The 17,846-nt window shown below is 66.1% G+C and carries 17 protein-coding genes; 10 read left to right on the top strand and 7 right to left on the bottom strand.

Annotated features, from left to right (window positions below; all coding sequences use genetic code 11):
• Positions 1-50 precede the first annotated feature (50 nt).
• Genes IB273_RS28520 through zur form a run of 4 tightly spaced genes read right to left on the bottom strand, consistent with a single transcriptional unit; the run spans position 51 to position 2,562 of the window.
• Entirely contained in the window at positions 51-437 is a 387-nt protein-coding gene (locus IB273_RS28520; RefSeq protein WP_081518833.1) for a hypothetical protein, read from the bottom strand.
• 37 nt (positions 438-474) lie between these two features.
• Positions 475-1,263, bottom strand: coding sequence for a zinc ABC transporter permease subunit ZnuB (gene znuB / locus IB273_RS28515; RefSeq protein WP_017521234.1), 789 nt, complete (start codon positions 1,261-1,263; stop codon positions 475-477).
• A complete protein-coding gene (znuC, locus tag IB273_RS28510; protein WP_081518832.1) occupies positions 1,256-2,056 on the bottom strand; it encodes a zinc ABC transporter ATP-binding protein ZnuC in 801 nt (266 codons plus the stop codon). Before znuC ends, znuB begins: the two co-directional genes overlap by 8 nt.
• A complete protein-coding gene (gene zur, locus IB273_RS28505) occupies positions 2,056-2,562 on the bottom strand; it encodes a zinc uptake transcriptional repressor Zur (protein WP_015474971.1) in 507 nt (168 codons plus the stop codon). Before zur ends, znuC begins: the two co-directional genes overlap by 1 nt.
• 70 nt (positions 2,563-2,632) lie before the next feature.
• On the opposite strand from zur, the gene znuA reads away from it, so the two are divergent.
• The 3 genes from znuA to IB273_RS28490 all read left to right on the top strand — a co-directional run bounded on the left by znuA (position 2,633) and on the right by IB273_RS28490 (position 6,884).
• Positions 2,633-3,565, top strand: coding sequence for a zinc ABC transporter substrate-binding protein ZnuA (gene znuA, locus IB273_RS28500; RefSeq protein ID WP_192225578.1), 933 nt, complete (start codon positions 2,633-2,635; stop codon positions 3,563-3,565).
• A gap of 467 nt (positions 3,566-4,032) precedes the next feature.
• The gene (locus IB273_RS28495; protein ID WP_192225577.1) at positions 4,033-6,180 is read left to right on the top strand and encodes an adenosylcobalamin-dependent ribonucleoside-diphosphate reductase; all 2,148 of its coding nucleotides are present in this window, start codon (positions 4,033-4,035) and stop codon (positions 6,178-6,180) included.
• 17 nt (positions 6,181-6,197) lie between these two features.
• Entirely contained in the window at positions 6,198-6,884 is a 687-nt protein-coding gene (locus tag IB273_RS28490; RefSeq protein WP_017521239.1) for an NrdJb, read from the top strand.
• A gap of 167 nt (positions 6,885-7,051) precedes the next feature.
• Here IB273_RS28490 and IB273_RS28485 read toward each other — a convergent pair whose 3' ends face one another.
• Together IB273_RS28485 and IB273_RS28480 are read right to left on the bottom strand one after the other, a co-directional pair.
• Complete coding sequence (locus IB273_RS28485) at positions 7,052-8,002, bottom strand: homoserine kinase (RefSeq protein ID WP_192225576.1); 951 nt, start codon at positions 8,000-8,002, stop codon at positions 7,052-7,054.
• Positions 8,003-8,036: 34 nt separating this feature from the next.
• A complete protein-coding gene (locus IB273_RS28480) occupies positions 8,037-8,324 on the bottom strand; it encodes a DUF2782 domain-containing protein (RefSeq protein ID WP_192225575.1) in 288 nt (95 codons plus the stop codon).
• A 74-nt stretch (positions 8,325-8,398) separates the two neighbouring features.
• Between IB273_RS28480 and polA the strand changes: the two genes are divergently transcribed.
• Positions 8,399-11,149: a DNA polymerase I gene (polA, locus tag IB273_RS28475; protein ID WP_192225574.1), complete on the top strand. Its 2,751-nt coding sequence runs from the start codon at positions 8,399-8,401 to the stop codon at positions 11,147-11,149.
• Between the two features lie 277 nt (positions 11,150-11,426).
• On the opposite strand, the gene yihA is transcribed toward polA, so the two are convergent.
• Positions 11,427-12,089, bottom strand: coding sequence for a ribosome biogenesis GTP-binding protein YihA/YsxC (gene yihA / locus IB273_RS28470; RefSeq protein ID WP_045213409.1), 663 nt, complete (start codon positions 12,087-12,089; stop codon positions 11,427-11,429).
• A gap of 180 nt (positions 12,090-12,269) precedes the next feature.
• Between yihA and IB273_RS28465 the strand changes: the two genes are divergently transcribed.
• From IB273_RS28465 to IB273_RS28440, 6 genes are all read left to right on the top strand, one after another.
• Entirely contained in the window at positions 12,270-12,560 is a 291-nt protein-coding gene (locus IB273_RS28465) for a c-type cytochrome (RefSeq protein ID WP_017521244.1), read from the top strand.
• A gap of 46 nt (positions 12,561-12,606) precedes the next feature.
• Positions 12,607-13,212, top strand: a complete 606-nt coding sequence (locus IB273_RS28460; RefSeq protein ID WP_081518826.1) for a c-type cytochrome — start codon at positions 12,607-12,609, stop codon at positions 13,210-13,212.
• A gap of 179 nt (positions 13,213-13,391) precedes the next feature.
• Positions 13,392-14,033, top strand: a complete 642-nt coding sequence (locus IB273_RS28455; protein WP_192225573.1) for a thiol:disulfide interchange protein DsbA/DsbL — start codon at positions 13,392-13,394, stop codon at positions 14,031-14,033.
• 12 nt (positions 14,034-14,045) lie between these two features.
• Positions 14,046-14,918, top strand: coding sequence for an endonuclease/exonuclease/phosphatase family protein (locus IB273_RS28450; RefSeq protein WP_192225572.1), 873 nt, complete (start codon positions 14,046-14,048; stop codon positions 14,916-14,918).
• The gene (locus IB273_RS28445) at positions 14,915-16,915 is read left to right on the top strand and encodes a GGDEF domain-containing protein (protein ID WP_192225571.1); all 2,001 of its coding nucleotides are present in this window, start codon (positions 14,915-14,917) and stop codon (positions 16,913-16,915) included. Before IB273_RS28450 ends, IB273_RS28445 begins: the two co-directional genes overlap by 4 nt.
• A 158-nt stretch (positions 16,916-17,073) precedes the next feature.
• Positions 17,074-17,844: a DeoR/GlpR family DNA-binding transcription regulator gene (locus IB273_RS28440; protein WP_081518822.1), complete on the top strand. Its 771-nt coding sequence runs from the start codon at positions 17,074-17,076 to the stop codon at positions 17,842-17,844.
• The last annotated feature ends 2 nt before the right edge of the window (positions 17,845-17,846 follow it).

The following is a 17,846-nucleotide window of genomic DNA, read 5'->3' as shown; positions in this document are numbered from 1 at the left end:
GCACGGAACAAAAGGAAATAACGGGCGCCGCGAACGGGCGCCCGTGGGGCTCAGGGTGTGCAGTTCGGCTGGACGGCCGGGGCGACCGGAACGGCGGGCTTCTGCAGGCCGCTCACGTCGGCGGCGACGCCAGGGGCGCGGGGCATCAGCGAGCGGGCGCGGGTCAGAGCGGTGGTGGCGCCATTGACATCGCCCTTGGCCAGCGCTTCGCGGCTGCGCTCAAGGTATGCGTCGGCCAGGCGCTTGCGGCGCTCGGCGAGCTGAGTGGCGTCTTCCTGTTCGGAACCCAGCGCGAGCTGCGCGGATTCCAGACGGCCGGCGGCCAGTTCGGTCTCGAAGCCACTGCTGCTGGGCGGATTGCTCGCGGTGCTCTGGCAGGCCGCGAGGGCCAGTGCCATGGCCATCAGCGCGAACAGGCGGATGACGAACGACTTCATGCGTCAGGGTCTCTTTTGATCAAAAAATCGCCAAATTCTACACCGTCCGGCGCGGCAGGACAAAACTCAGCAGGAACAGGGCTGCCGCGCTGACCACGATGGAGGGGCCGGCAGGGGTGTCCTTGAACCAGGACAGCGAGAGCCCGGCACATACCGCCACCAGGCCGATCAGACTGGCACCGAAGGCCATTTGCTCAGGGCTGCGCGCATGCCGCTGGGCGGCGGCGGCGGGGATGATCAGCAGGGAGGTGATCAGCAGCACGCCGACGATCTTCATGGCCACGGCGATGACGATGGCGATCAGCAGCATCAGCGCCAGGCGGATGGCGGTGACCGGCAGGCCTTCGACCCGCGCCAGTTCCTCGTGCACGGTGATCGCCAGCAGCGGCCGCCACAGCCAGCAGATCAGCCCCAGCACCAGGGCGCTGCCGGCGACTATCCACAGGAGGTCGGTCTGGCTGACGGCAAGCAGGTCGCCGAACAGGTAGGCCATCAGGTCGACGCGCACTTCCTTCATGAAGCTCAGCGTCACCAGGCCCAGTGACAGCGTGCTGTGGGCGAGGATGCCGAGCAGGGTGTCGGCGGCCAGCGGCTGGCGCTGCTGCAGGGTGACCAGCAGGACGGCAAGCAGCACGCAGCCGACGGTCACCGCCAGCGTCGGGCTGACGTCCAGCAGGAAGCCCAAGGCCACGCCGAGCAGGGCGGCGTGGGACAGGGTGTCGCCGAAATAGGCCATGCGTCGCCAGACGACGAACGAACCCAGGGGCCCGGCGACCACCGCCAGGGCCAGCCCGGCGAGGAGGGCGTTGAGCAGGAAATCAGCCATGGTTGCAGTCGGGGCCGTGCTGGTGGACCGGAGTGAAGCGGGTGCCGGCCGGGAAGGCGGGTTTCACCACCTCGCCGTGCAGGTCGTGGGAATGGTCGTGGTGGTGGTGATAGACCGCCAGGCTGCGGGCGTCCTGGCCGAACAGCTCGACGAAGGCCGGGTCGCCGCTGACCTGTTCCGGGTGCCCGGAGCAGCAGACATGGCGATTCAGGCAGACCACCTTGTCGGTGGCGCTCATCACCAGGTGCAGGTCGTGGGAGACCATCAGTACGCCGCAGCCGAGGCGGTCGCGCAGGCGGCCGATCAGGCGGTACAGCTCGGCTTGCCCTGCGACGTCGACGCCCTGCACGGGCTCGTCGAGCACCAGCAGTTCCGGCTTGCGCAGCAGGGCGCGGGCCAGCAGCACGCGCTGCAACTCGCCGCCGGAGACGCTCTGCAGCGGTTTGTCGATGACGTGGGCGGCACCGACTTCCTTCAGCGCGTCGAGCGCGTGGGAGCGCTGCACGCCGGGGACCAGGCGCAGGAAACGGAACACGGTCAGCGGCAGGGTCGGATCGACATGGAGCTTCTGCGGCATGTAGCCGATGGACAGCTTCGGCTGGCGCCAGACGCTGCCGGTATCGGGCTTGAGCAGGCCGAGCACGCTGCGCACCAGGGTTGTCTTGCCGGCGCCGTTGGGGCCGATCAGGGTGACGATCTCGCCGGGGGCGATGGTCAGGTCGACGTTCTGCAGCACCGCCTGGCCGGCGTAACTGACGCCGACGCCTTGCAGGCGGATCAGGGCGTCGCTCATCACGCCTCCCGCTGGCCGGGGGCGCAGGCGCCGCAGAGGCCGACGATCTCGACGGTCTGGCTTTCCACGGCGAAGCCGACGCCCTTGGCGCCGGCGACGATGGCCTCGCTGATGGCCGGCTGTTCCAGCTCGATGGCGGTGTGGCAGGCGCGGCAGATCAGGAACTGGCCTTCATGGGCATGTTCGGGGTGGGCGCAGCCGATGAAGGCGTTGAGCGAGGCGATGCGGTGCACCAGGCCGTTTTCCAGGAGGAAGTCGAGGGCGCGGTAGACCGTCGGCGGCGCTGCCTTGCGGCCGTCTTCCTCGCTCAGCACGGCGAGGATGTCGTAGGCGCCCAGCGGCTTGTGGCTCGCCCAGACCAGCTCCAGCACGCGCCGGCGCAGCTCGGTCAGGCGTACGCCCTGACGCGCGCACAGCGCATCGGCGTCGGCCAGGGCGCTGGCCACGCAGTTGGCGTGGTCGTGCGGACGGCAGGCGAGGGGAGTCTTGGGGGCAATCTTGTACATGCGCGGCGACGCTCGGGTTCAGAGACGTTATTATATTACTCTTTCATGTCTCCCCTGTGTGAGTACCGCCGTGTCCTTCCGTCCCGTCGCCCTGCTGACCGCCGCCTGCGCGCTGCTGCTCAGCCTCCCCGTACGTGCCGAGGTCAGCGTGCTGACCAGCATCAAGCCGCTGCAACTGATCGCCGCCGCCATCCAGGACGGCGAGGGCACGCCGGACGTGCTGCTGCCGCCGGGCGCCTCGCCGCACAGCTACTCGCTGCGCCCGTCGGACATCCGCCGCGTGCGTGACGCACAGTTGTTCTACTGGGTCGGCCAGGACCTGGAGAACTTCCTGCCCAAGGTGCTGGAAAGCCGCAAGGGCCCGAGCGTGGCCGTGCAGGACCAGGCCGGCATGCACCTGCGCAAGTTCGCCGATTTCAGCGAGTCCAATCACCCGGACCACGATGATGACGATACGGGGCATGACCACGACCACCGGCCGGGCATGATCGACGCCCACCTCTGGCTGTTGCCGGCCAACGCCCAGGTGATCGCCGCGCGCATGGCCGAGGACCTGGCCATCGCCGACCCGGCCAATGCCAGCCGCTACCAGGCCAATCTGAAGGCCTTCGACGAGCGCATGGAAACCCTCGACGCGCGCCTGAAACAGCGCATCGATCCGCTCAAGGGCAAGCCGTTCTTCGTCTTCCACGAGGCCTTCGACTACTTCGAAGAGGCCTATGGTCTGCGCCATGCCGGCGTCTTCGCGGTGTCCGCCGACGTGCAGCCGGGCGCCCGCCACGTGGCCATGATGCGTGCGCAGCTGCAGAAGGCCGGCCCGTCCTGCATCTTCAGCGAACCACCGATCCGCCCGCGCCTGGCCGACACCCTGAGCCAGGGCCTGCCGGTGCGCCTGGCCGAGCTGGATGACCTGGGCGTGGGCGTCAAGGTGGATGCCCAGGGCTACGAAAACCTGCTGGGCAACCTGGCGGACGAGTTCGCGGGGTGTCTGGAGAAGCTCTGAGTCGGCCCTCTACCCAAGCTTCCTCGCTCGTAGGGCGGATAACGCCTCGGGCGTTATCCGCCGTTGGGCCTCGGATGGCGGATAAAGCGTTCCGCTTTATCCGCACTACGTTGCTGAGTAATCCGCGGCTCCGGGCTTCCCCCTGTAAGGGCGCGCCATGCCCGCGATCGCGCGCATGGCGCGCTCCTGCAATTCATCCCCGGAATCGGCCGAGGCGCAACGCCATATCCGCGCCCGATCGTCGCACTGCCCCCGCCTGAAATTTCCTGCACTTTCCTCCCCTGATTCCCCGCCAATCGTCGGCTTTTCGCAGCTTTGACGGCGTTCGCCGTTCAATTGTCTATGGTGTCTAGTTGGGGTTGCCTGACACAAGATGTTGATGGTGATCAGGAATCTATGCCTACATATGGGGTCTACTCGCGCTCCATTTGCGCCTGCCACCCAACCGACAGGAGGTTATTTCCCGGATGGCCAAGACCGATGCGCGCCAACGCGGCGCCAACCCAGGAGTTCTCGCCCTGCAGCCTGCCTCGCAGGATATCTGGGACAGCAAGTACCGCCTGAAGCACAAGAGCGGTGACCCCATCGACGGCAGCGTCGACGAGACCTGGCAGCGCGTTGCCCGCGCCCTGGCCGACGTCGAGGCCAACAAGGCGCTGCGCGAGCACTGGTACGAGCGCTTCCTCTGGGCCCTGCGCAACGGCGCCATCCCGGCCGGGCGGATCATTTCCAACGCCGGCGCCCAAGGGCACAAGCCAGCCACCTCGACCATCAACTGCACCGTCTCCGGGATCATCCGCGACTCCATGGACGACATCCTGGAGAAGGTCCACGAGGCCGGGCTGACGCTCAAGGCCGGCTGCGGCATCGGCTACGAGTTCAGCACCCTGCGCCCGCGTGGCGCCTACGTCTCCGGCGCCGGCGCGCACACCAGCGGGCCGCTGTCGTTCATGGATATCTACGACAAGATGTGCTTCACCGTCAGCTCCGCCGGGGGGCGGCGCGGCGCGCAGATGGGCACCTTCGACGTCAGCCATCCGGACGTGCGCGAGTTCATCCGCGCCAAGCGCGAAGACGGCCGCCTGCGCCAGTTCAACCTCAGCCTGCTGATCACCGACGGCTTCATGAACGCCGTGGAGGACGACGAGGACTGGCCGCTGGTGTTCCCGATCCACCAGAAGGAGCGTGACGAAGTCGACCTGAAGAACGCCGAGGAAGTGGTCTGGCGCGACTGGCCGCTGCACGACGACTACCTGGTGGGCGATGACGGCCGCGTGGCCTGCAAGGTCTATGGCCGGGTCAAGGCGCGGCACCTGTGGGACATGATCATGGTGTCCACCTACGATTACGCCGAGCCCGGCTTCATCCTCATCGACCGGGTCAACGAGATGAACAACAACTGGTGGTGCGAGGCGATCCGTGCCACCAACCCCTGCGGCGAGCAGCCGCTGCCGCCCTACGGCTCGTGCCTGCTGGGCTCGGTGAACCTGACCACCTTCGTGGTCGATGCCTTCGGCGACAATGCGCGCTTCGACTGGGAACGCTACCGCGAAGTGGTCCGGGTGTTCACCCGCATGCTCGACAACGTGGTGGAGATCAACGGCCTGCCGCTGGAGCAGCAGCGCGCGGAAATTCTCGGCAAGCGTCGCCACGGCATGGGCTTCCTCGGCCTGGGCTCGGCGCTGACCCTGCTCAAGCTGCGCTACGGCAGCCCGGAAGCCTGCGTGTTCACCGAGGAAGTGGCGCGCGAGATGGCCCTGGTCGGCTGGGAAGTGGCTCTGGAGCTGTCCCGCGAGAAAGGTCCGGCGCCGGCCCTGGTGAAGGAATACGACGTCACCGCCGAGATGCTGCGCAAGCGCCCGGAGATGAAAGCCGATGGCCTCAAGGTCGGCGACAAGGTGGCGGGCCGCGTGCTGCACGCCAAGTACTCGCGCTACATGCAGCGTGTCGCCGAGCATGCGCCGCAGCTGATCGAGGAACTGGCCGAGCACGGTGCGCGCTTCACCCACCACAGTTCCATCGCGCCCACTGGCACCATCAGCCTGAGCCTGGCCAACAACGCTTCCAACGGCATCGAGCCGAGCTTCGCCCACCACTATTCGCGCAACCTGATCCGCGCCGGGCGCAAGACCAAGGAGAAGATCTCGGTCTTCAGCTACGAGCTGCTGGCCTACCGTGACCAGGTCGACAACCACGCTGTACCGGGCGCCGAGGAAGAGAAGCACCGTCTGCCGGACTACTTCATCACCGCCGACGACATCACCCCGCAGCAGCACGTGGACATCCAGGCCGCCGCGCAGAAGTGGATCGACTCGTCGATCTCCAAGACCGCCAACGTCCCCACCGACTACCCGTTCGAGGACTTCAAGGACATCTACCTCTATGCCTGGCGCCAGGGCCTGAAGGGCTGCACCACCTTCCGCTTCAACCCGGCGGCCTTCCAGGGTGTGCTGGTGAAGGAGTCGGACCTGGAGAAGACCCTGTACCGCTTCGAGCTGGAAGATGGCAGCGTGGTGGAACTCAAGGGCAACGAGGAAGTGGAGTACGACGGCGAGATGCATACCGCCGCCAACCTCTTCGATGCCCTGAAAGAAGGCTATTACGGCAAGTACTAATACCCCTGGAGAATGCTATGAGCGTCAAGATCAACCAGAAGATCAAAGGCTTCCAGGTGGTGGACGTGGCCGAGGAAAAGGCCCGCGTGGAAGCCGCCGCGGCGGCCGCCGTGGTGAAGATGGATGAAACCCTGCAGCGACCGGAGCTGCTGGTCGGTGCGACCTACAAGATCAAGTCGCCGCTGTTCGAGCATGCGCTGTACGTGACCATCAACGACGTGGTGCTCAACCCGGACACCCCGTACGAGCAGCGCCGGCCCTTCGAGATCTTCATCAACTCGAAGAACATGGACCACTTCCAGTGGATCGTCGCGCTCACCCGGATCATGTCCGCGGTATTCCGCAAGGGCGGTGACTGCACCTTCCTGGTGGAAGAAATGAAGGCGGTGTTCGACCCGCGCGGCGGCTACCTGAAGCGTGGCGGCATCTATATGCCGTCGATCGTCGCCGAGATCGGCGCCGTGGTAGAGCGCCACCTGGTCGCCATCGGCCTGATGGAAGGCCCGCAGCTGGACGAAGAGCAGCGCCTGTACCTCGCCGAGAAGCGCGCCGCCTACGAAGCCGCCCAGGGCACCAACAAGGCCGAACCCGGCGAAGGCTTCCCCGCCGGCGCGCAGCTGTGCGGCAAGTGCAACACCATGGCGGTGGTGCAGATGGATGGCTGCGCGACCTGCCTGAACTGTGGGCATTCCAAGTGCGGGTGAGCCAGAGCTAAGCAATCTCGAAAGACCGGCCATGGACGACCGGGGCTCCCTGTAGGAGCGGGCCATGCCCGCGATAGCGCGCATGGCGCGCCCCTACAAGGGGCTCATCAGTTTCCGGTAGGCGCAGTGCTCAAAGGAGTGGGCCGGGTCCGCGAACCGTCGCTGAACTACAGGGCAAACGGCAAACGAATCCCCACCGTCTGCCGCTGCGCCAGGCGTCGCTCGAATTCACTCGGGTCGTGGATCAGCACGTCCTGCCCGGCGAATGCCTCGGCGGCGATCAGTCGCGACAGCCAGAAGCGCACGCAAGCCACCCGCAGCATCTCCGGCCACAGCTCGGCTTCGAGCGCGGTGAACGGCCGCTTGGCCGCATAGGCCGCCAGCAGGGCGCGGGCGCGCGGGCCGTCGAGGGCGCCGTCGTCCGTCGAGCACCAGTCGTTCACGGTGATCGCCAGGTCGTAAAGCATCCAGCCGGAGCTGGCGTTGTAGAAGTCGATCACCCCCGCCAGGTGCGGGCCGTCGAACAGCACGTTGTCGCGGAACAGGTCGGCGTGCAGGTTGGCGCGAGGCAGCGCCGGCTGTTCGGCGAGCAGGCGGGCGATCTCCTCCAGGGCATCGCCCAGCAGGGTCGCGGCGTTGCCGGACAGGTGCGACTGCATCGTCTCGCCTTCGTGCAGCATCCAGCTCAAGCCACGGTCGCTGGGGCGCTCGATGATCCGCTCGCGGGTCGCCAGGTGCAGGCGTGCCAGCAGGTCGCCGACTTCCTGGCAGTGATGGTTGTTCGGCGAGCGTTCGTGACGGCCGGCCAGGCGCGGCTGCAGCAGCGCCGGCTTGCCTTCGAGCTGGCGCAGCGCCTCGCCGTCCTTCGTGCGCAGCGCGTAGGGCACTGGCAGGTCAGCCTCGTGCAGCACGTCGAGCAGTTCGATGAAGAATGGCATCTCCTGCACCGGACCTCGCTCCACCAGGGTCAGGACGAACTCGCCCCGTTCCAGGCTGACGAAGAAGTTGCTGTTCTCCGAGCCTTCCGCGATGCCGCGGAAGTCCCGCAGCCGGCCGAGGCCGTAGGGGGCGAGGAAGTCTTCCAGGACCGGACGTTCCAGAGGCGTGAATACCGACATGCTCAATCCTCTGGAGCGTCGTGGAGGGGAGGGTTTACCAGCTGAAGATCTGCCACTGCGGAATCAGCTTTTCGGGCTGGTCCGAGCGGATGAAGTTGCCGTCGCTGCCGTCCTGGCGCACCAGGAAGTACGGCTTGCCGTGCTTGGGCACGACCTTGATGGCGTAGAGGAATCCGTTCACGCGGTATTCCTGGATGGTCTTGTCGCCCTCCTGGCGGATGGTCACATCCGGTTCCGGCGTCGGGGCATCGTCCGCCGCCAACACGGTGGTCGCGCCAAGACCCAGCAGAGCGGCGAGCAACAGGCGGTTCAACGTACGCATGATAACCTTGTCCCTTTGTCGAATTGGCTACGGACATTTTAGCCCGAGCCCTTCTGAAAAGGTTGATTCCCCTCATGAGCCAAGCACCCCTCGTCCTCGTGGACGGCTCGTCCTACCTGTATCGCGCTTTCCATGCCCTGCCGCCGCTGATGACCTCCAGCGGCATGCCCACGGGAGCGGTGAAGGGCGTGCTGAACATGCTCAAGAGCCTGCGCAAGCAGTACCCGGACAGCCCCTTCGCGGTGGTCTTCGATGCCAAGGGCGGGACCTTCCGCGATGAGATGTTCGCCGAGTACAAGGCCAATCGCCCCTCGATGCCGGACGACCTGCGCGTGCAGGTGGAGCCGCTGCACGCCACCGTGCGCGCCCTCGGCCTGCCCCTGCTCTGCGTGGAAGGGGTGGAAGCGGACGACGTGATCGGCACCCTGGCCCGGCAGAGCGCGGCTGGCGGTCGGGCGGTGGTGATCTCCACCGGCGACAAGGACATGGCGCAGCTGGTCGACGGGCACATTACGCTGGTCAACACGATGACCGGTAGCGTGCTCGATGTGGATGGCGTTAAGGAGAAATTCGGTGTCGGTCCTGAGCTGATCATCGATTACCTGGCACTGATGGGCGACAAGGTCGACAACATTCCCGGCGTGCCCGGTGTCGGCGAGAAGACCGCCCTCGGCCTGCTCACCGGCGTCGGTGGCGGCCTCGATGTGCTCTACGCCAGCCTGAACAAGGTGCCCGAACTGCCGATCCGCGGCGCCAAGGGCCTGCCGGCCAAGCTCGAAGAGCACAAGGACATGGCTTACCTGTCCTACCAGCTCGCCACCATCAAGTGCGATGTTGAACTGAACGTCGAGATCGAAGCCCTGCACCCCGGCGAGCCGGACCGCGAGGCCCTGACCGAGCTGTATCGCACCCTGGAATTCAAGACCGGGCTGGATGATCTGCAACGCCAGGCGGCCAAGGCCGGCAGCCCGCAGCTGGCGCTGGAAGAGGCCCCGGCTGCCGCGGCCGAGAAGCTCTACGAGATCGTTCTGGAGCAACCCCAGTTCGACGCCTGGCTGAAGAAGCTGGAAGCCGCCGAGCTGATCGCCTTCGACACCGAGACCACCAGCCTCGACCCGCAGCAGGCGCAGGTGGTGGGTGTTTCCTTCGCAGTCAAAGAAGGCGAAGCCGCCTATGTGCCGCTGGCCCACAGCTACATGGGTGTGCCGGCGCAGCTGGACCGCGACGCCGTGCTCAAGGCCCTCAAGCTGCTGCTGGAAGACCCGAAGAAGCGCAAGGTCGGCCAGCACGCCAAGTACGACATGAACGTCCTGGCCAACGCCTCGACGCCCATCGCCGTGCAGGGTATCGCCTACGACACCATGCTCGAATCCTACGTGCTGGACTCCACCGCGACCCGCCACGACATGGACAGCCTGGCGCTCAAGTACCTCGGCCATAGCACCATCCGCTTCGAGGACATCGCCGGCAAGGGCGCCAAGCAGCTGACCTTCGACCAGATCGCCCTGGAGCAGGCCGGTCCCTACGCCGCCGAAGACGCCGACGTGACCCTGCGCCTGCACCAGACCCTGTGGCAGAAGCTGGAAGCCATCCCGTCCCTGGCCAAGGTGCTCACCGAGATCGAGATGCCGCTGGTGCCGGTACTGGCGCGCATCGAGCGCAACGGCGCGCTGGTCGATGCCAACCTGCTGGGCAAGCAGAGCGTCGAACTGGGCGAGAAGATGGTCGAGCTGCAGCGCCAGGCCTTTGAGCTGGCGGGTGAAGAGTTCAACCTCGGCTCGCCCAAGCAGCTGGGCGCCATCCTTTATGAAAAGCTCGGCCTGCCGGTGCTGTCCAAGACCGCCACCGGCCAGCCGTCCACTGCCGAGGCCGTCCTCGCCGAGCTGGCCGAGCAGGATTACGAGCTGCCCAAGGTGATCATGCAGTACCGCTCCCTGAGCAAGCTCAAGAGCACCTACACCGACAAGCTGCCGGAGCAGATCAACCCGCGCACCGGGCGCATCCACACCAGCTACCACCAGGCGGTGGCGGCGACCGGCCGGCTGTCCTCCAGCGACCCGAACCTGCAGAACATCCCGATCCGTACCGCCGAAGGCCGGCGCATCCGCCAGGCCTTCGTCGCGCCCAAGGGCTACCAGCTGCTGGCGGCGGACTACTCGCAGATCGAACTGCGCATCATGGCGCACCTGGCCAAGGACGAAGGCCTGCTGGACGCCTTCCGCCATGACCGCGACGTGCACCGCGCCACTGCCGCCGAAGTCTTCGGCGTGCCGCTGGAAGAGGTCACCTCCGACCAGCGCCGCAGCGCCAAGGCGATCAACTTCGGCCTGATCTACGGCATGAGCGCCTTCGGCCTGGCCAAGCAGATCGGCGTCGAGCGCAAGGAGGCCCAGGCCTACATCGACCGCTATTTCGCCCGCTACCCGGGCGTGCTGGCCTACATGGAACGCACCCGCGCCCAGGCCGCCGAGCAGGGCTTCGTCGAAACCCTGTTTGGTCGTCGCCTGTACCTGCCGGAAATCGCCTCGAAGAACGGCGCCATGCGCAAGGCCGCCGAACGCACCGCGATCAACGCACCGATGCAGGGAACGGCCGCGGACATCATGAAGCGCGCCATGGTGGCTGTGGATAACTGGCTGCAGGAAAGCGGCATCGATGCCCGCGTCATCCTCCAGGTACACGACGAACTGGTCCTGGAAGTGCGCGAGGACCTGGTGGATCAGGTCCGCGATGGCATTCGGCCACTGATGAGCGGTGCGGCGGAACTGGATGTACCGCTGGTCGTCGAAGCCGGTGTCGGGGCGAACTGGGACGAGGCGCACTGACGACTGGACGAACGGTCACAAGGCCCGCCAGCCGGGCCTTCTGGCACGATTGTTCAAGCCCTTCGGGGGCGGCCTGAAAAAATCTTTTGTGACCCGCTGAACTTTCCCGCGCGGAGCCGAGTCAGAACTCGTGAATGGCTGGTGAAGCCCTTCGATGCTCCTTTGCAGTGTTTAGTGTTGGCAGATTACTGGACCCCGCCCTAGCGGTCCGGACTTAAACCCCGAACTTCCCCCTCCCCATACGAAGCTCGGGGTTTTTTTTGCCTGCGATTTGGCCTCAGGCCTCCTCGCCGGCCTCCTCTTCTTCCTCGTCCAGCAGCCCCAGCCAACCGGCCAGGACCAGCTGCGCCTCCTCCACGCCCTGGCGCTTGGGTGCCGAGAACAGCTGCAGGGTGGCGACATCGCCCCAGCCGTCGAGGATTTCCTTGCGGGTCTTGAGCAGCGCGTTCTTCGCCGCGCCGTAGGCCAGCTTGTCGGCCTTGGTCAGCAGCACGTGGATCGGCAGCTGGCTGGCCTGCGCCCAGTCGAGCATCAGGCGGTCGAAATCGGTCAGCGGGTGGCGGATATCCATCATCAGCACCACGCCGGCTAGCGCATTGCGGCTGGAGAGATAAGCTTCCAGGTGCTGCTGCCAGTGCAGCTTCAGCGGGATCGGCACCTTGGCGTAGCCGTAGCCGGGCAGGTCGACCAGGCGGCGTTCGTCATCCAGGCGGAAGAAGTTCAGCAACTGGGTGCGGCCGGGGGTCTTGGAGGTCCGCGCCAGGTTCGCGTGGGTCAGCGCGTTCAGCGCGCTGGACTTGCCCGCGTTGGAGCGGCCGGCGAAGGCGACTTCCAGGCCGGAGTCTTCCGGGCACTGGTTCACCTTGGCGGCGGAAATGAGGAAAGTGGCCTGTTGGCAGAGGCCGAGAATCGGGTTTTTCGTAGCGTTATTTGAGGACATGGGTAACTTCGCAGCGGGTGCGACGCGGTGTCGCGGGGGGCGGTTTCGTTTCCGTTTGGGCATCTGAAGTATATAATGCCGCGGATTTTGTGTGCGCTTTATCCCCCAGGGTCGAGCCACACGGGAACGTTGGAGTCCGCGCAATCAAGAACGCGGATGTTCCCTGCGATGAGGATAATCATGAAGAAACTGCTGTTCGCAGCCATCGTTGCCGCGCTGGCATCCAGCGCCCTGGCGGCCCAGGATCCGGAAGCCGTTTTCAACAGAGCTTGTGGCGCCTGCCACAATGGTCAGTTGCCAATGGCGCCGAAAAAGGGCGACGCCGCCGCTTGGAAGCCACGCCTGGACAAGGGCATGGACACGCTGGTGCAACATGTGACCAACGGTTTCAACGCGATGCCGCCTCGCGGCCTGTGCACCGACTGCAGCGCCGAGGATTACCAGACAATTATCCAGTGGATGTCGAAGTAACTCCCAGGCCTTACTCTTTCACCCTTAGCCGTTATTGGATTAGCTGATGAACAAATTGATCGTGAGTCTGCTGTTGACCCTGGGTCTTGTCGGTGTGGCGAACGCCGCTGGCGATGCCAAGGCCGGTCAGGCGAAAGCTGCTGTCTGTGGTGCCTGCCACGGCGCCGATGGCAACAGCATGGCGCCCAACTTCCCGAAACTGGCCGGGCAGGGTGAGCGTTACCTGCTCAAGCAGATGCACGACATCAAGGACGGCAAGCGGACCGTGCTGGAAATGACCGGCCTGCTGACCAACCTCAGCGATGAGGACCTGGCAGACATCGCCGCCTACTTCTCCAGCCAGAACCCCAGCGTCGGCGCAGCCGATCCCAAGCTGGTCGCCCAGGGTGAAGCCCTGTTCCGCGGCGGCAAGCTCGCCGAAGGCATGCCGGCCTGCACCGGTTGCCACAACCCGGCTGGTCAGGGCAACGCCGAAGCCGGCTTCCCGCACCTGGGTGGCCAGCACGCGGCCTACACCGCCAAGCAGCTGACCGCCTTCCGCGAAGGCGAGCGCACCAACGACGGCGACGCCATGATCATGCGCAGCATCGCCGCCAAGCTGTCCAACAAGGACATCGCCGCGATCTCCAGCTACATCGAAGGCCTGCACTAAGCAGCCCTTGTGGCGGAAACGCCAGATCGAAAATCTGCTTCGAAAAAAAGGGTGGCTCAGGCCGCCCTTTTTTGCATCCGCCCCCACTACAATGCTGGAACCGTGTCTGGCCCCTCCGGTCAAACCGCTTCATCCCGCCGCGTGCAGCGTGGCGGTTCCGCTCAGCCAAGGAGTGAACCATGCGTAACCTGATTTTCACCGCCGCTCTTGCCTTCGCCGGCCTGTTCGCCGTCAACGCGAACGCCGCCGACTTCGAAGCGGGCAAGAACTACACCGAGCTGAACCAGGCCGTCCCGGTCTCCCAGCCCGGCAAGATCGAGGTGGTGGAGCTGTTCTGGTACGGCTGCCCGCATTGCTACGCGTTCGAACCGACCATCAACCCGTGGGTCGAGAAGCTGCCGGCCGACGTTCACTTCGTGCGCATTCCGGCCATGTTCGGCGGCCTGTGGAACATCCACGGCCAGCTGTTCCTGACCCTGGAATCCATGGGCGTGGAGAAGAAGGTGCACCACTCGATCTTCGAGAAGCTGCACAACAACCCGAAAGCCCTGACCACCCCGGAAGAAATGGCTGACTTCGTCGCCGAACAGGGCGTGGACAAGGACAAGTTCCTGAGCACCTACAACTCCTTCGCCATCAAGGGCCAGATCGAAAAGGCCAAGAAACTGGCGATGGCCTACCAGATCAGCGGCGTGCCGACCCTGGTGGTCAATGGCAAGTACCGCTTCGACATCGGCTCGGCCGGTGGCCCGGACGAGGCGCTGCAGCTGGCTGACCAGCTGATCGCCAAGGAACGCGCCAGCGCCAAGGCCGCTCAGTAAGGTCCGACGACGATGCTGCGCCGGCGGACTCGTGATCGTGTCGCGGGGGCCTGCGTCCCGCGGGTGAATGCCGCCCATGGGACACCCGCCGGCCTGCCCGACGACGGCCGGCTCCGCCTGCTCAGCTTCAACATCCAGGTAGGGATCAGTACCGAAAGGTACCGCCACTACCTGACCCGCGGCTGGCAGCACCTGCTGCCGGCCGCCGGGCGCGCCAGCAACCTGCAGCGCATCGGCGAACTGCTCCACGACTACGATGTGGTCGCCCTGCAGGAAGCCGACGGCGGCAGCATCCGCTCCGGCAACATCAACCAGGTCGAACACCTGGCCCAGCTCGGCGCCTTCCCCTACTGGTACCAGCAGCTCAACCGCAATCTCGGGCGCATCGCCCAGCACAGCAACGGCCTGCTCAGCCGCCTGCAGCCCACCGCCCTGGAAGACCACCCGTTGCCCGGCCCGCCCGGACGCGGCGCGATCCTCATGCGCTTCGGCGAAGGCCGTGACGCGCTGGCCGTGGTGATGATGCACCTGGCCCTCGGCGCGCGGACCCGCACCCGCCAGCTCGCCTACATCCGCGAGCTGCTGCAGGACTACCGCCACCACGTGTTGATGGGCGACATGAACACCCATGCCACCGACCTGCTGGAAAGCTCGCCGCTGCGCGACCTCCAGCTCATCGCCCCGCAGGTCGAGGCCACTTTCCCCAGCTGGCGCCCACAGCGCTGCCTGGACCACATCCTGCTCAGTTCCGAGCTGGCGCTGGAACGCGTCAGTGTCCTCCCGCACCCGATTTCCGACCACCTGCCCGTGGCTGTGGAAATCCGCCTGCCGGATGCCCTGCGTTCGTCCTCGTCGCTCGTCTTGCGCGGCGAGGCCCCTGAATGAGTCGCGACGACGACCAACGCTGGAAACAGAAGTACCTGGACAACCTCGAGCAGCAGGAGAAGCTCGAACGCCGCTGGGATGCCCGCCTCGACCTGCTGCGTCGCGGCCTGGTGCGCAGCAGCCTCGCCGCCGAAGGCAGCGACAAGGCGGTGGACGCGTGCATGAAGGAGCTGCGCGAGGTATTGCGCCGCGACGAGATGGACGCCGGCCTGTCGCGCCTGATCCCGCAGCTGGAAAAGGCCGTGCTCGACTCCGAGCAGCGCCGCCAGCAGCGCGTCGAGCAGAACATCGCCGCGCTGGGCCAGCTGTCGCAGCAACTGCTGTCCCTGGACATGCCGGGTGACGTACGCAAGCCACTCAAGCGCCTGGCCAAGGACATTCCCAGCCGTGGCAGCTCTTCCCGTGAACTGCCGGCCCTGCTGGCCGAACTGAGCCGCCTGCAGCGCCAGGTGCTGGATCATTTCGGCAATGGTGGCGGCGAGCAGCGCCCCGGCTTCCTTCAACGGCTGTTCGGCAGCCGGGACAACGACGACGCAGACTTGCCGGAATCGCTGCCCACTGCGCCCGCCGCAACGGCAGAGGCAGCGCCCTTCGACGAAGTAGTGGTGGATGAACCTGTGCCCGCCGTCGGGCAACCTGCTGCACCTGCACCTGCACCTGCACCTGCCGCGTCGGTGGTCGCTGAGGCGGTTGCCGAGCCCGTCATGGAGCGGGCCGGCGCCCTTGCCACGGCCTCTGCGCCAGAGCCCGTCGCCGCACTGTCCCCGGCCGCGCCGGGCGAAGCTGTCGCCATGGCGGAAGTGCTGGTCCCGGCGCGCGTGGCGGAGTCTGTCGCCCGCGACGATTCCAAGCTGCTCGACAGCCTGCCGGTGCCGCCCGGCCTGTTCGGCACGCCGGAAGACGCGCGCCAGGCCAACGATCCCTACGCCCTGCCGCCGCGCCCGGAGCCCGGTTACAGCGCTGTGGCGCCACACATCGAGGCGAGCCTGCTGCGCCTGCTGGACGAGATGCACCTGCCGGCCGCCCAGCAGATCCAGGCCGAGGAGCTGCGCTCGCGCATCCATGGCAGCCTCAACTGGTACGAACTGGTGCCGGTGCTGGACGACCTGGGCGTCCTGGTGCTGTCGCTCAACGACAGCGGCCAGCGCGAGTTCGAAGGCTACCTGCACCAGCTCAACGAACGCCTGGGCACCTTCCTCGACGGCCTGCAGGCGGTCCAGGAGAATCACAGCGGCTCCAGCTCCAGCGCCCGCGACCTTGACGATACCCTGCGTGAACAGGTCAGCGGCCTGAAGGAAAGCGTGCTCGAAGCCACCGACCTTGAGGGCCTCAAGCGCAATGTCGAGTCGCGCCTGCAGGGCCTGGTCGGCACCATGGACCGCTTCCGCGAGGAGCGCGAAGTCCGTGAGCGAGAGGTGGGCGAGCGCATCCAGTCGCTGGTGACCCGCGTCACCAGCATGGAAGAGGAGGCCCGCACCTTCCAGGCGAACATCGAGGACCAGCGCCAGAAGGCCATGACCGATGCCCTGACCGGCCTGCCCAACCGCGCCGCGCTGAGCGAGCGGCTGGAGCTGGAGGTCTCGCGCTGGGAGCGCTACGGCGGCGACCTGCTGCTGGCGGTGCTCGATGTCGACCACTTCAAGCGCATCAACGACGACTTCGGCCACCTTGCCGGTGACAAGGTGCTGAAGATCATCGCCAACGAACTGGCCAAGCGCGTGCGCAAGACCGATTTCATCGCCCGCTACGGCGGCGAGGAGTTCGTCGTGCTGCTGCCCGCCACGCCGCTGGACGGCGGACAGCAACTGCTCGACGTGCTGCGCGGCGCCATCGAAGCCTGCCCGTTCCACTTCAAGGGCGAACGCCTGAGCATCACCTGCTCGGCGGGCCTGACGGCGTTCCGCGAAGGCGAGCGCGCCGAAGCCGTGTTCGAGCGCGCCGACCAGGCGCTGTACCGTGCCAAGCGCGGCGGGCGCAATCGCCTGGAAGTCGACTGAGCGCGATTCTTTCCCTGTAGGAGCGGGCCATGCCCGCGATCGCGCGCATGTCGCGCTCCTACAGAAAGAGATTTCAATCACACCGGAAATTCTTGACGAACGAAAGAACATAGGTTTTGATTCGCACACTTATCTTTCGAATCGAAACTTGATCGTTCATGTCGAAACGCAACACACCTCAACGCCGCCACGACATCCTGGCGCTGCTCGCCGAACAGGGCGAAGTCAGCGTGGACGATCTCGCGCGCCGCTTCGCCACCTCCGAGGTGACTATCCGCAAGGACCTGGCCGCCCTGGAAGGCAACGGCCTGCTGCTGCGTCGCTACGGTGGCGCGGTGCCGATGCCCCATGAGCTGATCGCCGAGCCGAGCCAGCCGCTGTCGCGCTACAAGCAGGCCATCGGCCGTGCCGCGGCGGCCTGCATCCGCGAGCATGCGCGGATAATCATCGACAGCGGCAGCACCACCGCCGCGTTGATCCCGGAGCTGGGCCGCAAGCCCGGCCTGGTGGTGATGACCAATTCCCTGAGCGTGGCCAATGCCCTGCGCGAGCTGGAGCGCGAACCGGTGCTGCTGATGACCGGCGGCACCTGGGACCCGCACTCGGAGTCGTTCCAGGGCCAGGTGGCCGAACAGGTGCTGCGCTCCTACGATTTCGATCAGCTGTTCATCGGCGCCACCGGGCTCGACCTGGAGCGAGGCACGACGACCTTCAACGAACTGCTGGGCCTGAGCCGGGTCATGGCCGAGGTCGCCCGCGAGGTGATCGTCATGGCCGAGGCTGACAAGCTGGGCCGGCGCATTCCCAACCTGGAGCTGCCGTGGAGCAGCGTCCAGACCCTGATTACCGACGAACGCCTGAGCGATGAAGCGTTCGAACTGATCCAGGCGCGCGGCGTGAAAGTGATCCGCGCGCGCTGCGAAGACTGACA

Source organism: Pseudomonas sp. PDM19 (assembly GCF_014852215.1).
GTDB lineage: Bacteria > Pseudomonadota > Gammaproteobacteria > Pseudomonadales > Pseudomonadaceae > Pseudomonas.
This window is presented reverse-complemented; position numbering and strand designations above follow the sequence as displayed.

Bases quoted from the DNA above. Each gene is read 5' to 3' on its own strand.
- znuC (WP_081518832.1), bottom strand. From the start codon at position 2,056: ATGAGCGACGCCCTGATCCGCCTGCAAGGCGTCGGCGTCAGTTACGCC.
- IB273_RS28495 (WP_192225577.1), top strand. From the start codon at position 4,033: ATGGCCAAGACCGATGCGCGCCAACGCGGCGCCAACCCAGGAGTTCTC.
- IB273_RS28440 (WP_081518822.1), top strand. From the start codon at position 17,074: ATGTCGAAACGCAACACACCTCAACGCCGCCACGACATCCTGGCGCTG.
- IB273_RS28490 (WP_017521239.1), top strand. From the start codon at position 6,198: ATGAGCGTCAAGATCAACCAGAAGATCAAAGGCTTCCAGGTGGTGGAC.
- IB273_RS28455 (WP_192225573.1), top strand. From the start codon at position 13,392: ATGCGTAACCTGATTTTCACCGCCGCTCTTGCCTTCGCCGGCCTGTTC.
- IB273_RS28520 (WP_081518833.1), bottom strand. From the start codon at position 437: ATGAAGTCGTTCGTCATCCGCCTGTTCGCGCTGATGGCCATGGCACTG.
- IB273_RS28450 (WP_192225572.1), top strand. From the start codon at position 14,046: ATGCTGCGCCGGCGGACTCGTGATCGTGTCGCGGGGGCCTGCGTCCCG.
- znuB (WP_017521234.1), bottom strand. From the start codon at position 1,263: ATGGCTGATTTCCTGCTCAACGCCCTCCTCGCCGGGCTGGCCCTGGCG.
- yihA (WP_045213409.1), bottom strand. From the start codon at position 12,089: ATGTCCTCAAATAACGCTACGAAAAACCCGATTCTCGGCCTCTGCCAA.
- IB273_RS28445 (WP_192225571.1), top strand. From the start codon at position 14,915: ATGAGTCGCGACGACGACCAACGCTGGAAACAGAAGTACCTGGACAAC.
- IB273_RS28480 (WP_192225575.1), bottom strand. From the start codon at position 8,324: ATGCGTACGTTGAACCGCCTGTTGCTCGCCGCTCTGCTGGGTCTTGGC.
- IB273_RS28465 (WP_017521244.1), top strand. From the start codon at position 12,270: ATGAAGAAACTGCTGTTCGCAGCCATCGTTGCCGCGCTGGCATCCAGC.
- IB273_RS28460 (WP_081518826.1), top strand. From the start codon at position 12,607: ATGAACAAATTGATCGTGAGTCTGCTGTTGACCCTGGGTCTTGTCGGT.
- zur (WP_015474971.1), bottom strand. From the start codon at position 2,562: ATGTACAAGATTGCCCCCAAGACTCCCCTCGCCTGCCGTCCGCACGAC.
- IB273_RS28485 (WP_192225576.1), bottom strand. From the start codon at position 8,002: ATGTCGGTATTCACGCCTCTGGAACGTCCGGTCCTGGAAGACTTCCTC.
- polA (WP_192225574.1), top strand. From the start codon at position 8,399: ATGAGCCAAGCACCCCTCGTCCTCGTGGACGGCTCGTCCTACCTGTAT.